Source organism: Clostridium sp. C8 (assembly GCF_001010885.1).
GTDB classification, from domain to species: Bacteria; Bacillota; Clostridia; order Clostridiales; family Clostridiaceae; genus Clostridium; species Clostridium sartagoforme.
In genome coordinates, this window is the sequence record NZ_LBMX01000091.1 from 62,210 (window position 1) to 80,546 (window position 18,337).

The 18,337-nt window shown below is 29.0% G+C and carries 12 protein-coding genes; all 12 read right to left on the reverse strand.

What is annotated here, in order from left to right:
• Nucleotides 1-56: 56 nt before the first annotated feature.
• The gene (locus tag AAT22_RS14440) at nt 57-776 is read right to left on the reverse strand and encodes an ABC transporter ATP-binding protein (protein ID WP_040436440.1); all 720 of its coding nucleotides are present in this window, start codon (nt 774-776) and stop codon (nt 57-59) included.
• Nucleotide 777: 1 nt separating this feature from the next.
• The gene (locus AAT22_RS14445; RefSeq protein ID WP_016205967.1) at nt 778-1,566 is read right to left on the reverse strand and encodes an ABC transporter ATP-binding protein; all 789 of its coding nucleotides are present in this window, start codon (nt 1,564-1,566) and stop codon (nt 778-780) included.
• A complete protein-coding gene (locus AAT22_RS14450; protein ID WP_047001748.1) occupies nt 1,544-2,554 on the reverse strand; it encodes a branched-chain amino acid ABC transporter permease in 1,011 nt (336 codons plus the stop codon). Before AAT22_RS14450 ends, AAT22_RS14445 begins: the two co-directional genes overlap by 23 nt.
• Before the next feature lie 13 nt (nt 2,555-2,567).
• The gene (locus AAT22_RS14455) at nt 2,568-3,443 is read right to left on the reverse strand and encodes a branched-chain amino acid ABC transporter permease (protein WP_047001749.1); all 876 of its coding nucleotides are present in this window, start codon (nt 3,441-3,443) and stop codon (nt 2,568-2,570) included.
• Nucleotides 3,444-3,446: 3 nt separating this feature from the next.
• Nucleotides 3,447-4,466, reverse strand: a complete 1,020-nt coding sequence (locus AAT22_RS14460; protein ID WP_047001750.1) for a 3-oxoacyl-ACP synthase — start codon at nt 4,464-4,466, stop codon at nt 3,447-3,449.
• Nucleotides 4,467-4,750: 284 nt separating this feature from the next.
• Nucleotides 4,751-6,190 carry a 6-phospho-beta-glucosidase gene (ascB, locus tag AAT22_RS14465; protein WP_047001751.1) on the reverse strand — a complete coding sequence of 480 codons (1,440 nt, stop codon included), beginning with the start codon at nt 6,188-6,190 and terminating at the stop codon, nt 4,751-4,753.
• 84 nt (nt 6,191-6,274) lie between these two features.
• Nucleotides 6,275-8,164: a beta-glucoside-specific PTS transporter subunit IIABC gene (locus tag AAT22_RS14470; protein ID WP_016205974.1), complete on the reverse strand. Its 1,890-nt coding sequence runs from the start codon at nt 8,162-8,164 to the stop codon at nt 6,275-6,277.
• Between the two features lie 310 nt (nt 8,165-8,474).
• Nucleotides 8,475-9,311: a PRD domain-containing protein gene (locus tag AAT22_RS14475; protein ID WP_016205975.1), complete on the reverse strand. Its 837-nt coding sequence runs from the start codon at nt 9,309-9,311 to the stop codon at nt 8,475-8,477.
• A 322-nt stretch (nt 9,312-9,633) separates the two neighbouring features.
• Nucleotides 9,634-10,524 (reverse strand): alpha/beta hydrolase, encoded by an 891-nt coding sequence (locus AAT22_RS14480; protein ID WP_047001752.1) that lies wholly within the window; start codon nt 10,522-10,524, stop codon nt 9,634-9,636.
• Between the two features lie 298 nt (nt 10,525-10,822).
• Entirely contained in the window at nt 10,823-11,863 is a 1,041-nt protein-coding gene (locus tag AAT22_RS14485; RefSeq protein ID WP_047001753.1) for a nucleoid-associated protein, read from the reverse strand.
• 232 nt (nt 11,864-12,095) lie between these two features.
• A complete protein-coding gene (locus AAT22_RS14490; RefSeq protein ID WP_016205978.1) occupies nt 12,096-12,761 on the reverse strand; it encodes an HAD family phosphatase in 666 nt (221 codons plus the stop codon).
• Nucleotides 12,762-12,968: 207 nt separating this feature from the next.
• Nucleotides 12,969-18,185: a penicillin binding protein PBP4B gene (gene pbp4b / locus AAT22_RS18625; protein WP_156174340.1), complete on the reverse strand. Its 5,217-nt coding sequence runs from the start codon at nt 18,183-18,185 to the stop codon at nt 12,969-12,971.
• Nucleotides 18,186-18,337 lie beyond the last annotated feature (152 nt).

An 18,337-nucleotide genomic window follows, 5' to 3' on the forward strand; every position in this document is an offset into this window, starting at 1 on the left:
TCCCTCCATACATTATTTTTATTTTTAATTATATTAAGGATTACTCCCTAAAAACTTTACTCTCCTCCAAGATAAGCCTCTAATAATCTCTTATCTTGAATTAATTCACCAGCTTTTCCTTTCATATTTATTTCTCCAACCTCTAATACATAAGCATAGTCCGCTATCTTTAATGTTTGAAGAGCATTTTGCTCAATTATTAGCACCGTTGTTCCTTCTTGATTTATCTCTTTTACAATTTCAAATATATTTTTTACTATAAGTGGAGCTAATCCTAAAGATGGCTCATCTAAAAGTAGTAGCTTTGGACTTGCCATTAGTGCTCTTGCTATTGCAAGCATTTGTTGTTCTCCTCCACTTAAGGTTCCTGCTATTTGTTTTCTTCTTTCTTTTAATATTGGAAAATATCTATATACTCTTTCAAAATTGCGTTCTATTTCTTTTTTCTTCTTTACTGTAAATGCACCTATTCTTAAATTTTCTTCAACTGTTATATCAGGAAAAACTTGTCTCCCTTCTGGTGATTGAACGATTCCTAAAGATGTAATTTTTTCTGCTGATAAATTAGTTATGTTTTTTTCACAAAACTCTATACTTCCACTTTCTGCTTCTACTATTCCAGATATAGTCTTTAAAGTAGTTGTTTTACCAGCACCATTTGCTCCAAGTAAGGCAACTATTTGGCCTTCTGGAACCTCTATATCTATTCCTTTTAAGGCTTTTATACTTCCATAAGAAACAGTAAGATTATTAATTTTTAACACTATTTTATCCATCTTACTCCTCCTTTCCTAAATAAGCTTCTTGAACATCTTTATTACATTGAATTTCCTTTGGAGTTCCTTCAGCTAATTTTTTTCCAAAAGATATTGCACATATTCGATCACAGATATCCATTACAAGTCTCATATCATGTTCTACTAATAAAATGTTACATTTGTATTCATCTCTTATATTCCTAATTAATTTTGCTAATTCTAAAGTTTCAGTATCATTTAGTCCGGCTGCAGGTTCATCTAGAATTATTAATTTAGGGTTGCTCATAAGAGTTCTTCCTAGTTCTATCTTTTTTAATATTCCATAAGGTTGTCCACCTGCAAGTTCATTTTTCTTACTTTCGATTCCTAAGAATTCTAAAATTTTTTCTGCCTTTTCTATATTTTTTTCTTCTTCCTTTTTAGACTTTCTAGTTCTTAATGAATTAGAAAATAGTCCTGACTTATAAGCAATATGTGCTCCTATAAGTAGATTTTCTAATAAACTTAAATCTTGAATAACCTCAACATTCTGGAATGTTCTAACTAAGCCAAGCCTTATAATGTCATGAGTACTTTTTTCTACTAAATTTACATCTTTATCTTCTATTGTTTTAAATATTACTTTTCCACTATTAGGCTTATAAAATTGAGTTATGCAATTAAATACAGTAGTTTTACCTGCCCCATTTGGTCCTATTAATCCATATATTTCTCCTTGATTTATATGAAAGCTTAAATCATCAACAGCTTTTAACCCTCCAAATGCTATTGATAAATTTTCAACCTTAAGTGTTTGCATTAAGCTCATTTACTTTCACCTTCTTCTTATTAATATATTTTTTAATATCTTTTCCTATATAGATCAATCCGTGTGGATAAAATAGTATTACGATGATTATTAATATTCCTGTAAAAATATAAGCAAGTCCATCTATACTACCTATTACCGGAAGCTGCTTTAATATTAATTCTGGCACTCCAAATACTATTATTGAACCTATAATAGGGCCCGTAATAGTTCTTAACCCTCCAATAACTATTACCGCTAGTATTTGTAGAGATAAAAGTAAATTCCATGTGGCTGGATAAGAAAATCTTATAAAATGAACGTATAACACTCCTCCTAAAGATGCATATACTGTTGCTATTGCGAATGCTGTAAGTTTGTATTTTAATAAATTAATTCCCATAGCTTGAGCAGCTGGCTCACTAACTCTCATTGTAAGTAGTGCTCTTCCTGTTGATGAATGTATAAAATTATCTGTAAGTATCATGACTATGATTAATATAACTACAATCAATATGAACGTTGTATCCCTATTTAAGCCAAATCCAAAAATTTCTGGATATGAAGCTGTTTTCCCCGAAAATCCTCCTGTTATATTATCAAATTCAATGAATATCTTTTTAAATATTTCTGATACTGCTAAGGTTGCTATCGCTAGATACATTCCTGAAATCCTTAATGATACAAGTCCTATTAAAAGTCCTATTATTAAAGGAACTATTATTGATATTATTAATGAAACCAGAAATGGTAATTTTAGATCTTGAGTTAAGTATGCAGATAAATATGCACCAAGCCCCATAAATCCTGCAGTACCTAATGATATTAAACCTGAATATCCTAAAAGAACATTTAATCCTACAGCTACTATTGCATAAAATAGTATTGTTCCAAAAGTAGTTATAGTTGAACTTTTTATAATTCCCATATCTTGTAATAATGGTAATGATGCTAATATAATTCCAAGCAGAATATATTTACTATATCTATTTTCAAATAGTTTTTTCATACTTTTGCGCCTCCTATACCTTCTTTATTATTTTCTTGCCTATTATTCCATTCGGTCTTAGAACTATAAATAGTAAAATTAAAGTAAATAATATAGGCTCCCCCCAGGTTGATGAAACATAATATATAAGTACATTTCTACCAAGTCCAATTATATATGCTCCAAGTACTGGGCCATAGAAGGTTTGGAATCCACCTAGTACACAGGCTATAAGTGCATTAGTTTGAACATTATCCATCATAGATACATTTACAGTTATTGCTGGTGCAAGCATTAAAGCTGCTAATGTTCCTAATGCTGCAGCTATTGCCCAAGCTCCCATTGTTACTAATGAAGTAGGTACTCCCATTAATCTAGCTGTTTGTTCATTAGATGCTGTAACTCTTACAGCAAGTCCCCATTTTGTATTCTGTAAAAAATAAAATAGTACTGCCATTATAATTAGTCCAACTATTATATTTAATAATGCATTATAAGATATAGATGCTCCGAATATATTAACTGCTCCACTTTCTATGAATTTAGGAAAATTTAGTGGTGTTGAACCAAATATCATTGGTGCTATTCCTAAAAATAGCATTATTATTCCAAAAGTTATAATTTGCTTTCCTACTGCTGATGTCTTTTTAGCTTTTCTAATAATTATGATATCTACTAATACCCCAGATACAAAAGCTGCAATCATTCCAATTATAGCTGCTCCCCATGACGGTAATCCAAAATGAATTAAAGCAAATGTTGCAGCAAAAGCATTGAACATTCCTATTGAACCTTGTGCAAAATTAGTAGTTTTACTTGTTCTAAAAATTATTATTATTCCAAGTGCAGCCAAGGCATAAACGCTTCCAGTTTCTAAACTACTAAATAATATTTGAAAAAATGTATCCATGCTTTAACACTCTCCCCATTTTATTACGTTTGCCGACCATACATAGCCGATTCCAGCAGCTATCATCAATACTACCGAACCCTTCTTTACCTTTCCATCTTTTAATGCAAGTTTTAATGATAATATTTGATCTACTTGTCCCATATGTCCGTAATCTGATAAATAAATTGATTGCTCATCTTTTAGCCCTAGTTCTTTTAGCATAAAATCATGCATAGATTTTTTAAAATGTAGTACTGCAAGATAATCTATATCTTCTCTTTTTAATCCTGATTTTTCTAAAGCTTTATCAATACATTCAAACCAATTTGGCATTGAAACTGCATTTAATCCATCTTTCATATGTTTTGGATCCATTAGTCTTAATGACTTATATCCTTCTTCAACATTATTTGAATTGAATGGATTTGCTATTCCACCTATTTCTACCCCTGCATCCCTTGAAAAGGTTCCATCTGCTTTTATATGTGATCCTAGTAAAATATTTTTGCCTGCATTTTTCTTTAATATTATTGCACCTCCCCCAGCTGATAGGTTGTACATCATTGACATGTTTGAATCAGAATAATCAACAAAGTCTCCGTTTCTATATCCTCCAACTACCATAATGGTATTTATTGATTCATCTGCTAAAAGCATATCTTTAGCTATTTTTAATGCAGATACTGTTGTGCAACATCTATTTTGAACATCTATTCCCCATGCATTTTTTGCTCCTATTTTTCCTTGTATATAAAGAGCTGATGTTGTAAGTGGATACTCCTTCCACTCCTCTCCCATACATAAAATTACATCTATTTCTTCTGGAGACATATTAGCATCTTTTAGTGCATCTAAAGCTGCCTTTACTCCCATCTCTTGAGTTCCATCACTTTCTCCTGGTATAGTCTTTTCTACTATTCCTAATTTTTTTATTACAGCTTCTTCACTCCAAATACCATTTGTTGCTTCTGAAATCTCTTTTGCTGTCATTTTAGTTTCTGGTATATAAAGTCCTAACCCTACTATTCCTACATTAATCATATTAATCCTCCATTTCAATAATTTTATAGTATGTAAGTATTTACTTTCAATTTTATTGTAAACCTTTTCCCTTTTAACTGTCAATATCCTTTTAATGAATTTTCTGATAATTCTTGATAAAATATTTTTTATGAATTATTTTTAATAATTTACTAATTTTATATTTAATACTTTTATAATTTGTTATTTTACACTAACTATAAGATCATAATAACTTAAAAATAAAAAAGACATTAAAACAGAAGTTTAAATTAACTTCTGTTTTAATGTCTTAGTGTTTATTGCTAAATTTCTTCTCCATTACTCTCTATAACTTTCTTATACCAATAAAAACTCTTCTTTTTACTTCTCTTTAATGTTCCATTTCCTTTATTATCTTTATCAACATATATAAACCCATAACGTTTTTTCATTTCTCCTGTAGATGCGGACACTATATCTATGCATCCCCATGGTGTGTACCCTATTAAATCCACACCATCAATTATTGCTTCTTTCATTGCCTTAACGTGTTCTTTTAAATATTCAATTCTATAATCATCATTTATAGAGCCATCTTCTTCTATTACATCATTAGCTCCAAGACCATTTTCTACTATAAATAATGGCTTTTGATATCTATCATATAAAGAATTACATGTTATTCTAAGCCCTAATGGATCTATTTGCCATCCCCATTCTGAAACCTTTAAATTTGGATTCCTAACAGTCTTAAATACATTTCCTGCAGTTTGACCCTTTAATACTTCTGAATCTGAGCTTGCACATCTACTTGAATAATAGCTAAATCCTATAAAATCAACTGTATTATTTTTTAATATTTCTTCATCATCTTCTTTAAAGACTATTTCTATTCCATTTTCTCTTAAAAATCTCTTGGCATATCCAGGATATTCTCCTCTTGACTGTACATCTATAAAAAACAAATTTTCTCTATCCTTTTCTTTTGCTAATAATACATCTTCTGGATTACATGAATATGGATAGAATTCTCCCGCTGCAAGCATACATCCTACCTTTGAATTTGGTATTATTTCATGGGCCATCTTAGTAGCTAGTGCACTTGCTATAAGTTCATGATGAGCTGATTGATATTTAATTTGAAGTTCATTATCTCCTTTTTCAAATCTAACACCAGCTCCCATGAAAGGTAAATGCAATATCATATTTATTTCATTAAATGTCATCCAATACTTAACTTTATTCTTATATCTTTTGAAGATAGCTTCACAATAATTTAAATAGAAATTTATAAACTTTCTGTTTTTCCATCCACCAAACTTTTCTATAATTCCAATTGGTGTATCAAAGTGACAAATAGTTACAACAGGCTCTATTCCAAATCTTATCATTTCATCAAACATAGAATCATAAAATTTTAATCCTTCTTCATTTGGAATTTCTTCATCTCCATTAGGGAATATTCTTGACCACGCTATAGAAACTCTTAAACATTTAAAACCCATTTCTGCAAATAAAGCAATATCTTCTTTATATCTATGATAAAAATCTATAGCTTCATGAGATGGATAATACTCATTTTCTAAAGGTTTTAAAACATCTATTTTACCTTCCATAACTTTTCTACGATTTAAACCCGCTGGACATAAATCTACAGTTGTTAGCCCCTTACCACCTTCTTTGTATCCACCTTCACATTGATTTGCCGCTAAAGCTCCTCCCCATAAAAAGTTTTCTGGAAATCTATTAAAATCTTTGTTCATATTAATTCCTCCACTATTTTTTAAGGAAGTATCTATAAATTAACTTAAAGATACTTCCTTATATTTTAACTAAAGTTTATATAACTAAATAATACTTATAATAGTATCTCCAACCTTAGCATTTTTTAAATTCATAGGTAAAACTTCTAAATAATCTACTGTATTAGTAACTATAACAGGTGTAACTAATTCATAACCTTCCTTTTTTATAGCTTCCATATCAAATTCTATTAAAGTATCTCCAACCTTTACCTCATCTCCATCATTAATATATGATGTAAAATGTTTTCCTTCCAATTGGACTGTATCTATACCTATATGAATTAAAACTTCTACTCCGTCACTTGATCTTAATCCTATAGCATGTTTAGTTTTAAATATTGTTTCAACAGTTCCATTTATTGGTGATACTACCTTACCTTCTATTGGCTTAATTGCTACTCCCTTTCCCATCATTTCTGATGCAAAAGTTTCATCTTTAACTTCTTTTAAAGGCATAATTTCTCCATCCATCGGGCTAGCAATAGTGATTTTATTAACTAAAGGCTTCTTTTTATTATCTTCATCTTTATTAACAGCAACTTCTTTATCAACATTATCAATAACTTCAGCCTTATCCTTATATAATATTAAACAAGCTACAAATGCTACAACTACACTTATTGCCGCTCCTATGCAAGCATATGCAAAATTCATCATAGAATCTCCACCAATATAACTTGGTAAGGTTAAGAATCCCGGAGAACCACCTGAATAGTTTGATACACGGAATAATCCTAGGAATAATCCTCCAACTGTTCCTCCTATCATTGCTGAATATAATGGTGTTTTAAATCTTAAGTTAACCCCATATAGAGCTGGCTCTGTAATACCACAAACTGCTGTAATACCAGCTGAAGATGCTAATTGTCTTATTTCTTGATTTTTAGTTTTAAGAGCTACTGCTAAAGCTGCTCCCCCTTGAGAAACATTTGATGCTAACATTCCTGGATATATTATTGTATCGTATCCCATAGTCATACGATTATTTATTCCTATTGGTATAAGTCCATAATGAGTACCTGTCATAACTAATAATGGTGTTAATCCACCTACTATAGTTGGTACTACCCAACTAGCATAAGATTCTAAAGTTCTTATAGCTAATCCTATTTTATCACTTATTATATATCCTAAAGGTCCTATTACTACTAATAAAACTATTCCTGTAACTAATGCTGTAATTAATGGTTTTGTGAAAAACTTAATTGCTTTTGGTGATATTTTATCTGCAATTGGTTCAACATATGACATAAACCAAACTCCAAGTATTATTGGTAAAACACTTGAACTATATGATGCTAAAGAAATAGGTAGTCCAAATACACCTATAGATGTTCCTGCTTCTTTTGCTGTACTTACCATTGTAACAAATGTTGGATGAAGTAACATTCCTCCAAGCATCATTGCTAAATACTGATTAGTTTTAAACTTCTTTGCTGCTGAATTAGCAAGAAGTATTGGTAAGAAATAAAATGCAGCATCAGCCATAAAATTTATAACTTGATAGCTTTGTGATTGTGGTGTTACTAATTTGAATGCATTTAATAATGAAAGAACTGCCTTCATCATACCTGCTGCTGTTATAGCTGGTAATATAGGTGTAAATATCCCTGTAATAGTATCTATGATTTTGGCAATAGGTTTACGATCATCTGCTTCATTTGATACATGACTATTTTGACTTTCTATATTACTAATTTTAATAATTTCTTTATAAACATTATTTACATCATTTCCTATTATAACTTGGTATTGTCCACCCTTATCAACAACACCCATAACACCTTGAGTAGTTTTTAGTTCCTCTGTATTTGCCTTAGATTTGTCCTTTAAATTAAATCTTAATCTTGTTGCACAATGTGTTAAATTTGATATGTTATTTTCTCCGCCTACTTTTTTTAATATTGACTTAGCTAAATTTTCATAATTCATAGCTTAATTCCTCACTTTCAAAATTTAATATATTTAAGTTTTGAAGAATTAAGGTTTTGCCTGATCGAATCAGTTACAATCCTATGAAACTTCCGGTTAAAAATTAATTTTCCTATTATCTCCTCCTAACGTATTTATTTATCAGTTTATATAATAAAAAACCTAAATTAACTTTGAATTCCACTAATCACTATAAATATAACAATACTTAAATATAGTATAAATCTATTAGTAAAATTTTAATAATTAACTTAGGTTTTGCCTGATCGAATCAGTTACAATCCTAAAAAATGTTAGAACTTATTAAGTTTTAATAATTTTCTTTTACAACTCTTGCTGTATGCACTATAAGATATAATTTTTCTTCTTTTGTTAATTCATTATTAAACTTTTGTTTTATAAATCCTTCTATTTTTCTTGTACATTCATATGATTTTGGGTACTTATTTTTAATCATTTCAAATAAATCATTATCATTATCTTCATAGTATTTTCCATTAACTAATCTTTGAGCAAAGAATTTTAAATGAGTAATAAATCTATAGTAATTTATTGATTCTTCATCAAAATCAACATTGAAATGATATTTTACAATCTTAAGAATTTCATTAATTAAATTTATAATATCAACTATTTGAGGCATATCTTGACTTAATTCTCCATTTAGAATATGCATTGCTATTGAAGCAGCCTCATCTTCTGGTAATTCTATATTTATTCTATTTTTTATAATTTCTAATGCTTTTAAACCAACTTCAAATTCTGCCTTATGTAATCTTTTAATATCCCAAAGCATCACATTTTTCATTTCCAAATTACTTTTATATCTGTTTATAGAAAAGCTTATATGATCAGTAAGTGTTAAATATATATTTTCATTTAGTTTTGTGTCTAACTTTTTTTCTGCATATTTAATTACTTCTTCAGCTATTTCTAAATTCTCTACAGAAATATCATTAACTAATGCTATTAACTTATCATTTATGCTTTTATTCTTTAAAACAAATATCTTATCTACTTTTTCCTGATCAATTTCATCACCTTTCTTTTTTTGAAAGGCTATTCCTCTTCCCATAACAACTGATTCTTCATTATTTTCGTTTATAATTGTAATAACATTATTATTTAACACCTTATTTATTATCATATCTCTAATCTCCTTTATAGTAATTTTTTATTAGAAATATTTAAGCCTTACCTAAAATAGCCTGATTACATATTTCATATATTAATATGTATTATTTTGCATTTATATAAAAATAAACCTAAATCAACATCAAACAGCTATAGTTTTATTACTATAACAAATTTGGTATCAATTTAGGTTTTGCCTGCTTTCCAGTAACAATCCATAAATGGATCCATATTTAATATAAATATATTTTAATATCTTTTGTAAACATTGTCAACATATTTTATGTTGTAACTTTACTAAAAATATTACCTGGTATAAATAATATTTATAATAATTATTGTATAAATTTATTTATTTCTTCTACTACTTTATCTAAAGCGTCTATCATAGGTGAATGTCCGGAATCCTTTAATATAACTAATTTGGAATTTTTAATATATTTATTTATATCTTCTGCCATATACATTGGAACTACATAATCTCTATCCCCTTGCAATATTAATACTGGAGCTTTAACTAGCTCACATTTATTATTACCTTCTATAACTCCATTATTTTCATTTGTCATATTAAAATGTGCCAATGCATAATCCACATCAACTAAATTCCTTTGAGTAAGCATATCCTCTAAATACTCATTGTATTTCTCTTCTTCTGGTTTGTTATGTGTATAAATAGCCATATTCCATAATGTTCTATAGAACTCTTTATTTTTATTTTCTAAGGCATCCAATACCGGTTTAACTTGTACTGGATCTTTTGCAATTTCTTCTTTAGTTCTTAATAATTCATTCATAGGTTGTCCATTTTGGTCCTTTTTATATATAGGATATCCTTTAACCCCTACAGACTCCAATAACACTACATTTTCTACTTTTTCTTGGCAATTAGCTGCTAGTTCTAGAGCAACTCCGCCTCCTGTTGACCATCCAATAACTGAGCAAGAATTTATTCCTATAATATTTAAAAATTCTTCTATATCTTTAGCAAAATCATTTAATGAATTAATAGGTGCATTATAGCTAGATTCACCAAAGCCCCTCATATCCACTGCCGTTATTTTATACTTATCCTTAATTTCATTTATAAGAATATCCCAGTGTTTTGATGATGACATATTCCCATGAATAAGTAATAAATTCTTTTCCCCTAAGCCTTCTTCCCTATAAGCTATAATTTCTCCATTTGATAAAGTTACTTTTTTTAATTCAATAATATTGACCATATAAATCCCCCCTAAAATATGAAAGTAATCGCTTACATTTATATCATATTACAATATTTATAAAGTTACAATAGGTAAATGAAATTTTGTAAAGCAAAATTAATTCAGTTCCCAGTGTACAATTCACTGTTTGCATTTTTTCAAATAAAATAACAGGTATCAAAGAACAGTTTATAAATTTAAAATTAAATTTCCTTTTACCTGTTACCTATTACTTGTTGCTTATTACCTTAACCCCTTATAATATGAAACTATGAACTGCGCACCAGAAAATTACTTCACAAAATATTACTTATAATTATTTTTCTAAGTAATTCATAACGTGCTTTATTATCATATTTATACTTCCATCACCATTTCTTTGTATTTCAAACCTAGTATTATCGTGATAAGCTTCTTCATTTATGTATAAATCTATATCTCTATCAATCTTTAGCCTTACTCTCTTCAACTTCTTTTCTATCCATTGCTTATCTATAGCTACTTCATCTTCTAATCCATGACTTTTCACGAAACTTGAAAAATCATTTTTTACTTGTGGATTTTCCTTGAATAATTCATTTGAAAGCTCATCTATATTTATAGTATCTTCTTCTTTTAATTTTGCTTTAACTGTTGTTCTTATTCTTTCTGCTTTATCTGCATCTTCCACTATATTACTTCTAGTCCAATTTTCTGTAGCTTTTAAAAAGGTCTTGGTCATATCTCTTTCATTATTTATTATTGAACAGCCTAAAAAGTTGCTTATAAAATAATTTGCTCCATATTCCTCTTCATCTTTGCTTTTCCGTTGTTTGTCTATTACCATAAGGTTATATCGTTGTTCTTCTCTTATAGGCTTTATAAATGCTGCTTTTTGTATTCTTTGACTACTAGCTGGAAGACCTGCTGATTGTGGAACTATATCTATACCTATTTTACTTTCTTTAAATTCAACTTGATGAGTAAAATTCTTTACATAGTCCATTTTAAGTATACCAATCATTGGACCTTGATCTGTTATTATAGAGACTATTATTAAATCACATGAAGGAATATTTACGTTTCCCTTCATTATTATAAATAATTGTCTTGCTAACTCTTGAGATAATCCTATTAGATCATTTTCTATTCCATTTAAATAATCTTGAACTAATTCTTTTACTATATTTCTTTCTGGATTAAAAACAGCATACTTTAGCTCTTCATCATTAAAACACTTTTCTATATGCTTATGAAGAAACTTATAAATATCTTCATTTAATTCAAGGCTGTATTCATTTAAAATTGGTTCATCAGAATTTGAATCTACTATATGAATTATTCCTTCTTGTATATTTATATCACTTATGTATTCCATTATTACACCGCCTATACTACTAGTTATCTATAATTTAAAAATATATATTTTAATCAATAATCTACATAATATTTAATATTATTTAATGAAAAAATGAAGGAGTTAAAAAATTATGGATAAAAATCCTTAAGGGATTTTTTAATTTTTGCACTGTAAAATTAAATTCCCTGTTACTTGTTACCTTCACTTCTTATAATCGCAAACTGCGCACTGTACACTAAATCACCCTTTATTATGCCTTATGTAATTTCTCAACTACATCTATCACTTCTTCCAGGTTTCTCACTTTTTTAAATGCAAGTCTTTCTATATCTTCGTTAGGTTCTTTTAAATCAGGAATAATTATAGTAGTCATTCTTGCTCTACTAGCTGCTATAGTCCCTGCTTCAGAATCTTCTAATACTATACATTCTTCACTTGGTACATCTAATTTTTCTGCTACTTTTAAAAATACTTCTGGATTTGGTTTTGATTTAGTGACTTCATCTCCACATAATACATAGTCATAATAATCGTATATATTAGCTTCTTTTAAAATCTTGGTTGCCAGCTCTCTATTGGAAGATGTAGCAACTGCTCTTTTTATATTTTTTTCAGTTAAATATTTTAACAACTTATCTACTCCCTTTTTCTTTTTAACTTCTCCATTTAATATTTTAGCCATATATATATTATTTCTTTCCATTATATAATCATCTAAATTTACTTTACTACCAAATTCATTATCTAAAGTTCTTCTAACACTTTCATGATTAGTTCCAAGTAATTTATAATGTAAATTTAGATCAAAGTATATATCAAATTTATCTGCTGCTTCTTTCCATGCTTCATAAGAAAGCCTTTCTGTATCGAATATTAATCCATCCATATCAAATATAACTAATTTTACATTTTTCATGTTTTCTTCTCCCGTCTTTTGTTTATTATATTAAATGCTGGTTTTATTTAAATATTATAAACTTCAATGTTAATTTAGTTAAGTGTAAAATATTTATTTCAGCTTATATATATTTTATACTATACTTTTACAAAAAAATAGGACTTATATTTCTTTTTAGGTACAAACCTTATTTGAAATATAAATCCTATTATTTATTTAAAATTATTATACTTTATCTAATGTACTTTTTTTCCTAAATATATATGCACCAAATCCTATAGCTAAAGCTCCAATAACTACATAAATAATTGGTGATGTTCCTCCAGTACCTGGTAAATCACTATTTCCTTTACCATTATTGTTTGTCCCTTTGTCATTATTTTTATTATCTATATTTGAGTCTTCTTGATCCTTATTGTCTTCTTTACCACCATTATTTGAACCATTTCCACTATTTCCATTTGATGATTCTTTTAATTGAAGAGCTTCAATTGCACTATTTAAATTGCTATAAGATATATTTACAAGTTCTTGATTGTCTTCTGAGATATTCTTATCTTCCATGACAATTTTAGCTTCATTTAAAGCCTTAATAAATCTTTCTACACCCTCAGATTTATATTTATTAGTATCAATTCCTTCTGCTTTCCTTATCAAAGACTCAAGTTCACTCTTGTCAGCTGATTTTACTAAAGCCTTTATTGCATTGTTCAAACTTTCTAAAGCAACTTCAACTTCTTCTTGAGTAACTTCTTGATTTTCCTTTACTAATTTAACTGCTTCAAGTACTGACAATAGTTTTGTTTTACTATTTTCAGTATATAAGCTTAAGTTAATTTCTTCAGTATTGGCAATTGCCTTACATAATTCAGATTTATCTGCCTTTAATACTAGTTGCATCATAGATTTATATAGTGATTCGTAAGAAGTATAAGAATCTATTTCTGATATCTCCTCCTTACTTAATATATCTTTTGCTCCTTGTAAAGCTTTTTTAAATTCGTCTTGACCTTTACTTAAGAATCTATCTAAATTAATAGCTTCTGCCATATTTACTAAGTCAGATAAATTATTCTTATCACCTACCGGAATACCTAATTTTTTATATTCAACTAAAATATCATTATATGCCTTTACTATATCTTGAACACCTGTATCTTTGTTATTATAAACAGTCTTTGCTACTTCTAAAGCATTATTAAATGAAATCTTAATCTCCTCGTCTACTTCTTCTAATATTCCCTCTGCAATTTTAGAGTTAGCTGCTTCTATAGCTTTATTTAAGTTAGTTTTATCTAATTTAACTAAAGCATTCTTTGCTATTGATAATTCTTCAATTGCTGTATTTAACTCCTTGTTATTGGCTTCAATTCCTTTTGATAGTACATCCATTGAACTATTATAAGACTTAATAAATTTGTCCCAAGTGCTAGTTTGATAATGAACATGTTCTGATAAATCTTGTCCTTTATCAACTATAACCTTTGATTCTTCAGCAAGCTTATTTAATGCTTCAATTTCAGAACTATAGTTTGGAAGTTCTATAGGGGTACCTCCAACATTTTTAATTCTTTCATTGAATTTCATTATTTGCTTACGATTCTCTTCAACATTTAATTTTGCTACAACCTCTTCAGCATATGCAATATTAGAGCTAGTCTTATTTTCTTCCGCTCTTGTAATAACAGTATCAATCTTAGAATAAACAGATTTCAATATAGCTTCTCCTGTATAGTTGTTTGAATTGTATAATTTTAAGTTTTCTGATACCATTTGAGCAAGATTTGCATCTATTGCATCATCATTATTATGAATCATAGATTCATAAACAAGAGTTGGTATTGTACCTAATGTTGATGTTGTAAATTTATTTCCTAAGAACATATTTGCATTTATAGAATTATCTATAACTGGTGAGTTAATTTTGTTTGTTAGTAAAACAACTATTAAATCACTTTCAGGATCTATAACTGTTAAAGTTCCTGTCCATCCTTGATGTCCAAATGTATTGCTTGATGATTGAGTTCCAAAGTACCATAATCTTCCGTTATCTCCCTCTCTCCACCATCCTAATCCCCAAATTGGACTAGATGCTTTTCTCTTTGTAAATTCTTCTACAGTATTTTTTGAAAAGAATTTATTATTTCCGTATCCGCCGTCATTTAGCATAACTTGAGCTAATTTCGCTAAATCTTCTGCATTTGAGAATAATCCTGCATGTCCTGAAACTCCGTCCATTGAGTAATAAGCCTTTTCATCATGTACTTCTCCTTGAAGTGTATAATCACGAATATTTTCAAAACTTATAGCTCCATCCCTTGTGTTTCCGTTTAGCTCTGTTGCTGCTATATTATCTTTATCGAAGCCCTTTTGTAACGGATTATAAACTATATTATTTAATCCTAATGGCTTATAAAATGTATTTTCTACATATTCATCTAAAGCCTTTCCTGTTACTTTTTCCACAATAAGCCCTAAAAGCATATAATCTACGTCTGAGTAAACTGTTTTTGTTCCAGGTGCATATTGCAAAGGTGTTCTTAAAATCATTTGTAAGGTTGTTGCCTTATCTTGTGAATATAATGGATTATCTACAGTTTGATCAGGTTTTTGAGTTGCTTGGTTAAACTTATTATTATGATATTGTGGATCAGCTGGGAAGCCTCCTTGATGTTCTAACAAATGTTGTATTGTTAGTCCTGCTTTACCCTTTATTGGATCATTTTCTCCATCTTTAAAGTCTGGAAAATATTTTGTTATCTTATCTGATATATTTATTTGTCCATCACTTACTAATTTTTGTATAGCATAGTTTGTTGAATACATCTTTGTATTTGATGCTAAATCATAAAGAGTATCTGTTGTAACCTTTGGTGAATCTGTTTTTAAACTGCCATCTTGGTTATAAGCATTTACAGTACCGTATGCACTATTTTTAACTAAAACTCCATCTTTAATAACAGCTAGTTGTGCACTTGTAAAACCATATTTAACATCATTATTAATTAAAGTGTCTATTAAATCTAAAGTGTTTTGCTCCATTCCAACTGATTCGGCATTTCCCTCTATAACTTCTGGATATGGTATTTTAACTGATATTCCCTTTTTCATAGCTGTATTCTTAGGTTCTATATTCGTAACTTGTATTGTATTTCTTCCATTATTAGCTACCTGAGAATAATCTATTTCAAAAGTTTTTCCTGTATTACTACAAATTTCAGTTGTATCCATTTCAACACCATTTACAAATATCCTTGCAGATGTTATTCCTGGCTCAGCTTTTATATATAATTTTCCTTGATTTTGATACCCATTAAAAGTGAACATGCCATTTACTATTAAAGTATCATCTACATAATTTAAGTAATCTGGGAAAGCTATATCCGCTTGCCATTGTGCATTTGGAGATTCGCTTAGTTTTGATAAAGTAATTTTAGATAAATCACTTGAAGCTTCTTCTTCTAGCTGTATATTATCTACTCTACTCTTTAACTCATTAATAATAGTTTTATTACTGTCTAATTTGTTTATTTCTTCTATTGATGCATATGCATAGTCAACTGTAGACTTAACTTTGCATTCTTCTGCTCTTGTAACCATTGTATCAGCTACAGCATAAGCAGCCTTTAATATTGCTTCGCCTTGATAATTTGATGGATTATACAGCTTTAATTTTTCTGTTACCATATTAGAAAGGTTAGCATCTATTGCTTTCTTATTACTATGCTCTATAGATTCATAAACAAGAGTTGGTATTGTACCAAGAGTTGAGGTAGTAAATTTATTTCCTAAGAACATATTTGCATTTATAGAATTATCTATAACTGGTGAGTTAATTTTGTTTGTTAGTAAAACAACTATTAAATCACTTTCAGGATCTATAACTGTTAAGGTTCCTGTCCATCCTTGATGTCCAAAGGTATTGCTTGATGATTGAGTTCCAAAGTACCATAACCTTCCGTTATCTCCTTCTCTCCACCATCCTAATCCCCAAATTGGACTAGATGCTTTTCTCTTTGTAAATTCTTCTACAGTATTTTTTGAAAAGAATTTATTATTTCCGTATCCGCCGTCATTTAGCATAACTTGAGCTAATTTGGCTAAATCTTCTGCATTTGAGAATAATCCTGCATGCCCTGAAACTCCGTCCATTGAGTAATAAGCCTTTTCATCATGTACTTCTCCTTGAAGTGTATAATCACGAATATTTTCAAAACTTATAGCTCCATCTCTTGTGTTTCCGTTTAGCTCTGTTGCTGCTATGTTATCTTTATCGAAGCCCTTTTGTAACGGATTATAAACTATATTGTTCAGTCCTAATGGCTTATAAAATGTATTTTCTACATATTCATCTAAAGCCTTTCCTGTTACCTTTTCCACAATAAGCCCTAAAAGCATATAGTCTACGTCTGAGTAAACTGTTTTTGTTCCAGGTGCATATTGCAAAGGTGTTTTTAAAATCATTTGTAAGGTTGTTGCCTTATCTTGTGAATATAATGGATTATCCACAGTTTGATCAGGTTTTTGCGTCGCTTGGTTAAATTTATTATTATGATATTGTGGATCAGCTGGGAAGCCTCCTTGATGTTCTAACAAATGTTGTATTGTTAGTCCTGCTTTACCCTTTATTGGATCATTTTCTCCATCTTTAAAGTCTGGAAAATATTTTGTTATCTTATCTGATATATTTATTTGTCCATCACTTACTAATTTTTGTATAGCATAGTTTGTTGAATACATCTTTGTATTTGATGCTAAATCATAAAGAGTATCTGTTGTAACCTTTGGTGAATCTGTTTTTAAACTGCCATCATTATTGTAAGCGTTTACAGTACCGTATGCACTATTTTTAACTAAAACTCCATCTTTAATAACAGCTAATTGTGCACTTGTAAAACCATATTTAACATCATTATTTATTAAAGTGTCTATTAAATCTAAAGTGTTTTGATCCATTCCGACTGATTCGGCATTTCCCTCTATAACTTCTGGATATGGTATCTTTATATTCACCTTACCTGTTTCAGGTACAAAATTTGTAACTTGAATAGTATTTCTATCATTTACTGAAATATCTGAGAAATCCACTTCATAAGTCTTGCCATTATTTTTACAGGCTTCTGTAACATTTATTTCTTTACCATTAATAAAAACTCTTACACTTTCTAATCCGTCACTACATTTTATATATAGTTTACCTTGCCCTTCATATCCTTTGAAAGTGAACATGTTGTTTACTATAAGAGTATCGTCTACATAATTCATGTAGTCTGGAAATGTTATATCTGCTTGTAATCCTGAAATGTTCATATTTTCACCAGTTTCTTTTATAGTTCCATAACTGTTTTCTAATGCATTTATTTTCTTAGTAGGTGTAGATACAATTGATGCCATAAATGTTAGTGCTATAGCCATGCAACATAATCTTTTCTTGGTTTTCAAATTTACCACCTTACCTCTTAAAAATTTTAATAATTTATTACCTTAACTTGTTTTATATAATATAAGTTGCAAAAATACTACTTTCACTTAAATAGTATTAATTTCAAGGTAATTTATTTAAGCATAGAATATTTATTGCAACTTATATTTAT

What these genes read in the sequence shown, in the direction of transcription:
- AAT22_RS14490 (WP_016205978.1), bottom strand. Translation starts at nt 12,761, where the DNA reads ATGAAAAATGTAAAATTAGTTATATTTGATATGGATGGATTAATATTC.
- AAT22_RS14460 (WP_047001750.1), bottom strand. Translation starts at nt 4,466, where the DNA reads ATGATTAATGTAGGAATAGTAGGGTTAGGACTTTATATACCAGAAACT.
- AAT22_RS14475 (WP_016205975.1), bottom strand. Translation starts at nt 9,311, where the DNA reads ATGATAATAAATAAGGTGTTAAATAATAATGTTATTACAATTATAAAC.
- AAT22_RS14480 (WP_047001752.1), bottom strand. Translation starts at nt 10,524, where the DNA reads ATGGTCAATATTATTGAATTAAAAAAAGTAACTTTATCAAATGGAGAA.
- AAT22_RS14440 (WP_040436440.1), bottom strand. Translation starts at nt 776, where the DNA reads ATGGATAAAATAGTGTTAAAAATTAATAATCTTACTGTTTCTTATGGA.
- AAT22_RS14470 (WP_016205974.1), bottom strand. Translation starts at nt 8,164, where the DNA reads ATGAATTATGAAAATTTAGCTAAGTCAATATTAAAAAAAGTAGGCGGA.
- AAT22_RS14485 (WP_047001753.1), bottom strand. Translation starts at nt 11,863, where the DNA reads ATGGAATACATAAGTGATATAAATATACAAGAAGGAATAATTCATATA.
- AAT22_RS14450 (WP_047001748.1), bottom strand. Translation starts at nt 2,554, where the DNA reads ATGAAAAAACTATTTGAAAATAGATATAGTAAATATATTCTGCTTGGA.
- AAT22_RS14455 (WP_047001749.1), bottom strand. Translation starts at nt 3,443, where the DNA reads ATGGATACATTTTTTCAAATATTATTTAGTAGTTTAGAAACTGGAAGC.
- AAT22_RS14445 (WP_016205967.1), bottom strand. Translation starts at nt 1,566, where the DNA reads ATGAGCTTAATGCAAACACTTAAGGTTGAAAATTTATCAATAGCATTT.
- ascB (WP_047001751.1), bottom strand. Translation starts at nt 6,190, where the DNA reads ATGAACAAAGATTTTAATAGATTTCCAGAAAACTTTTTATGGGGAGGA.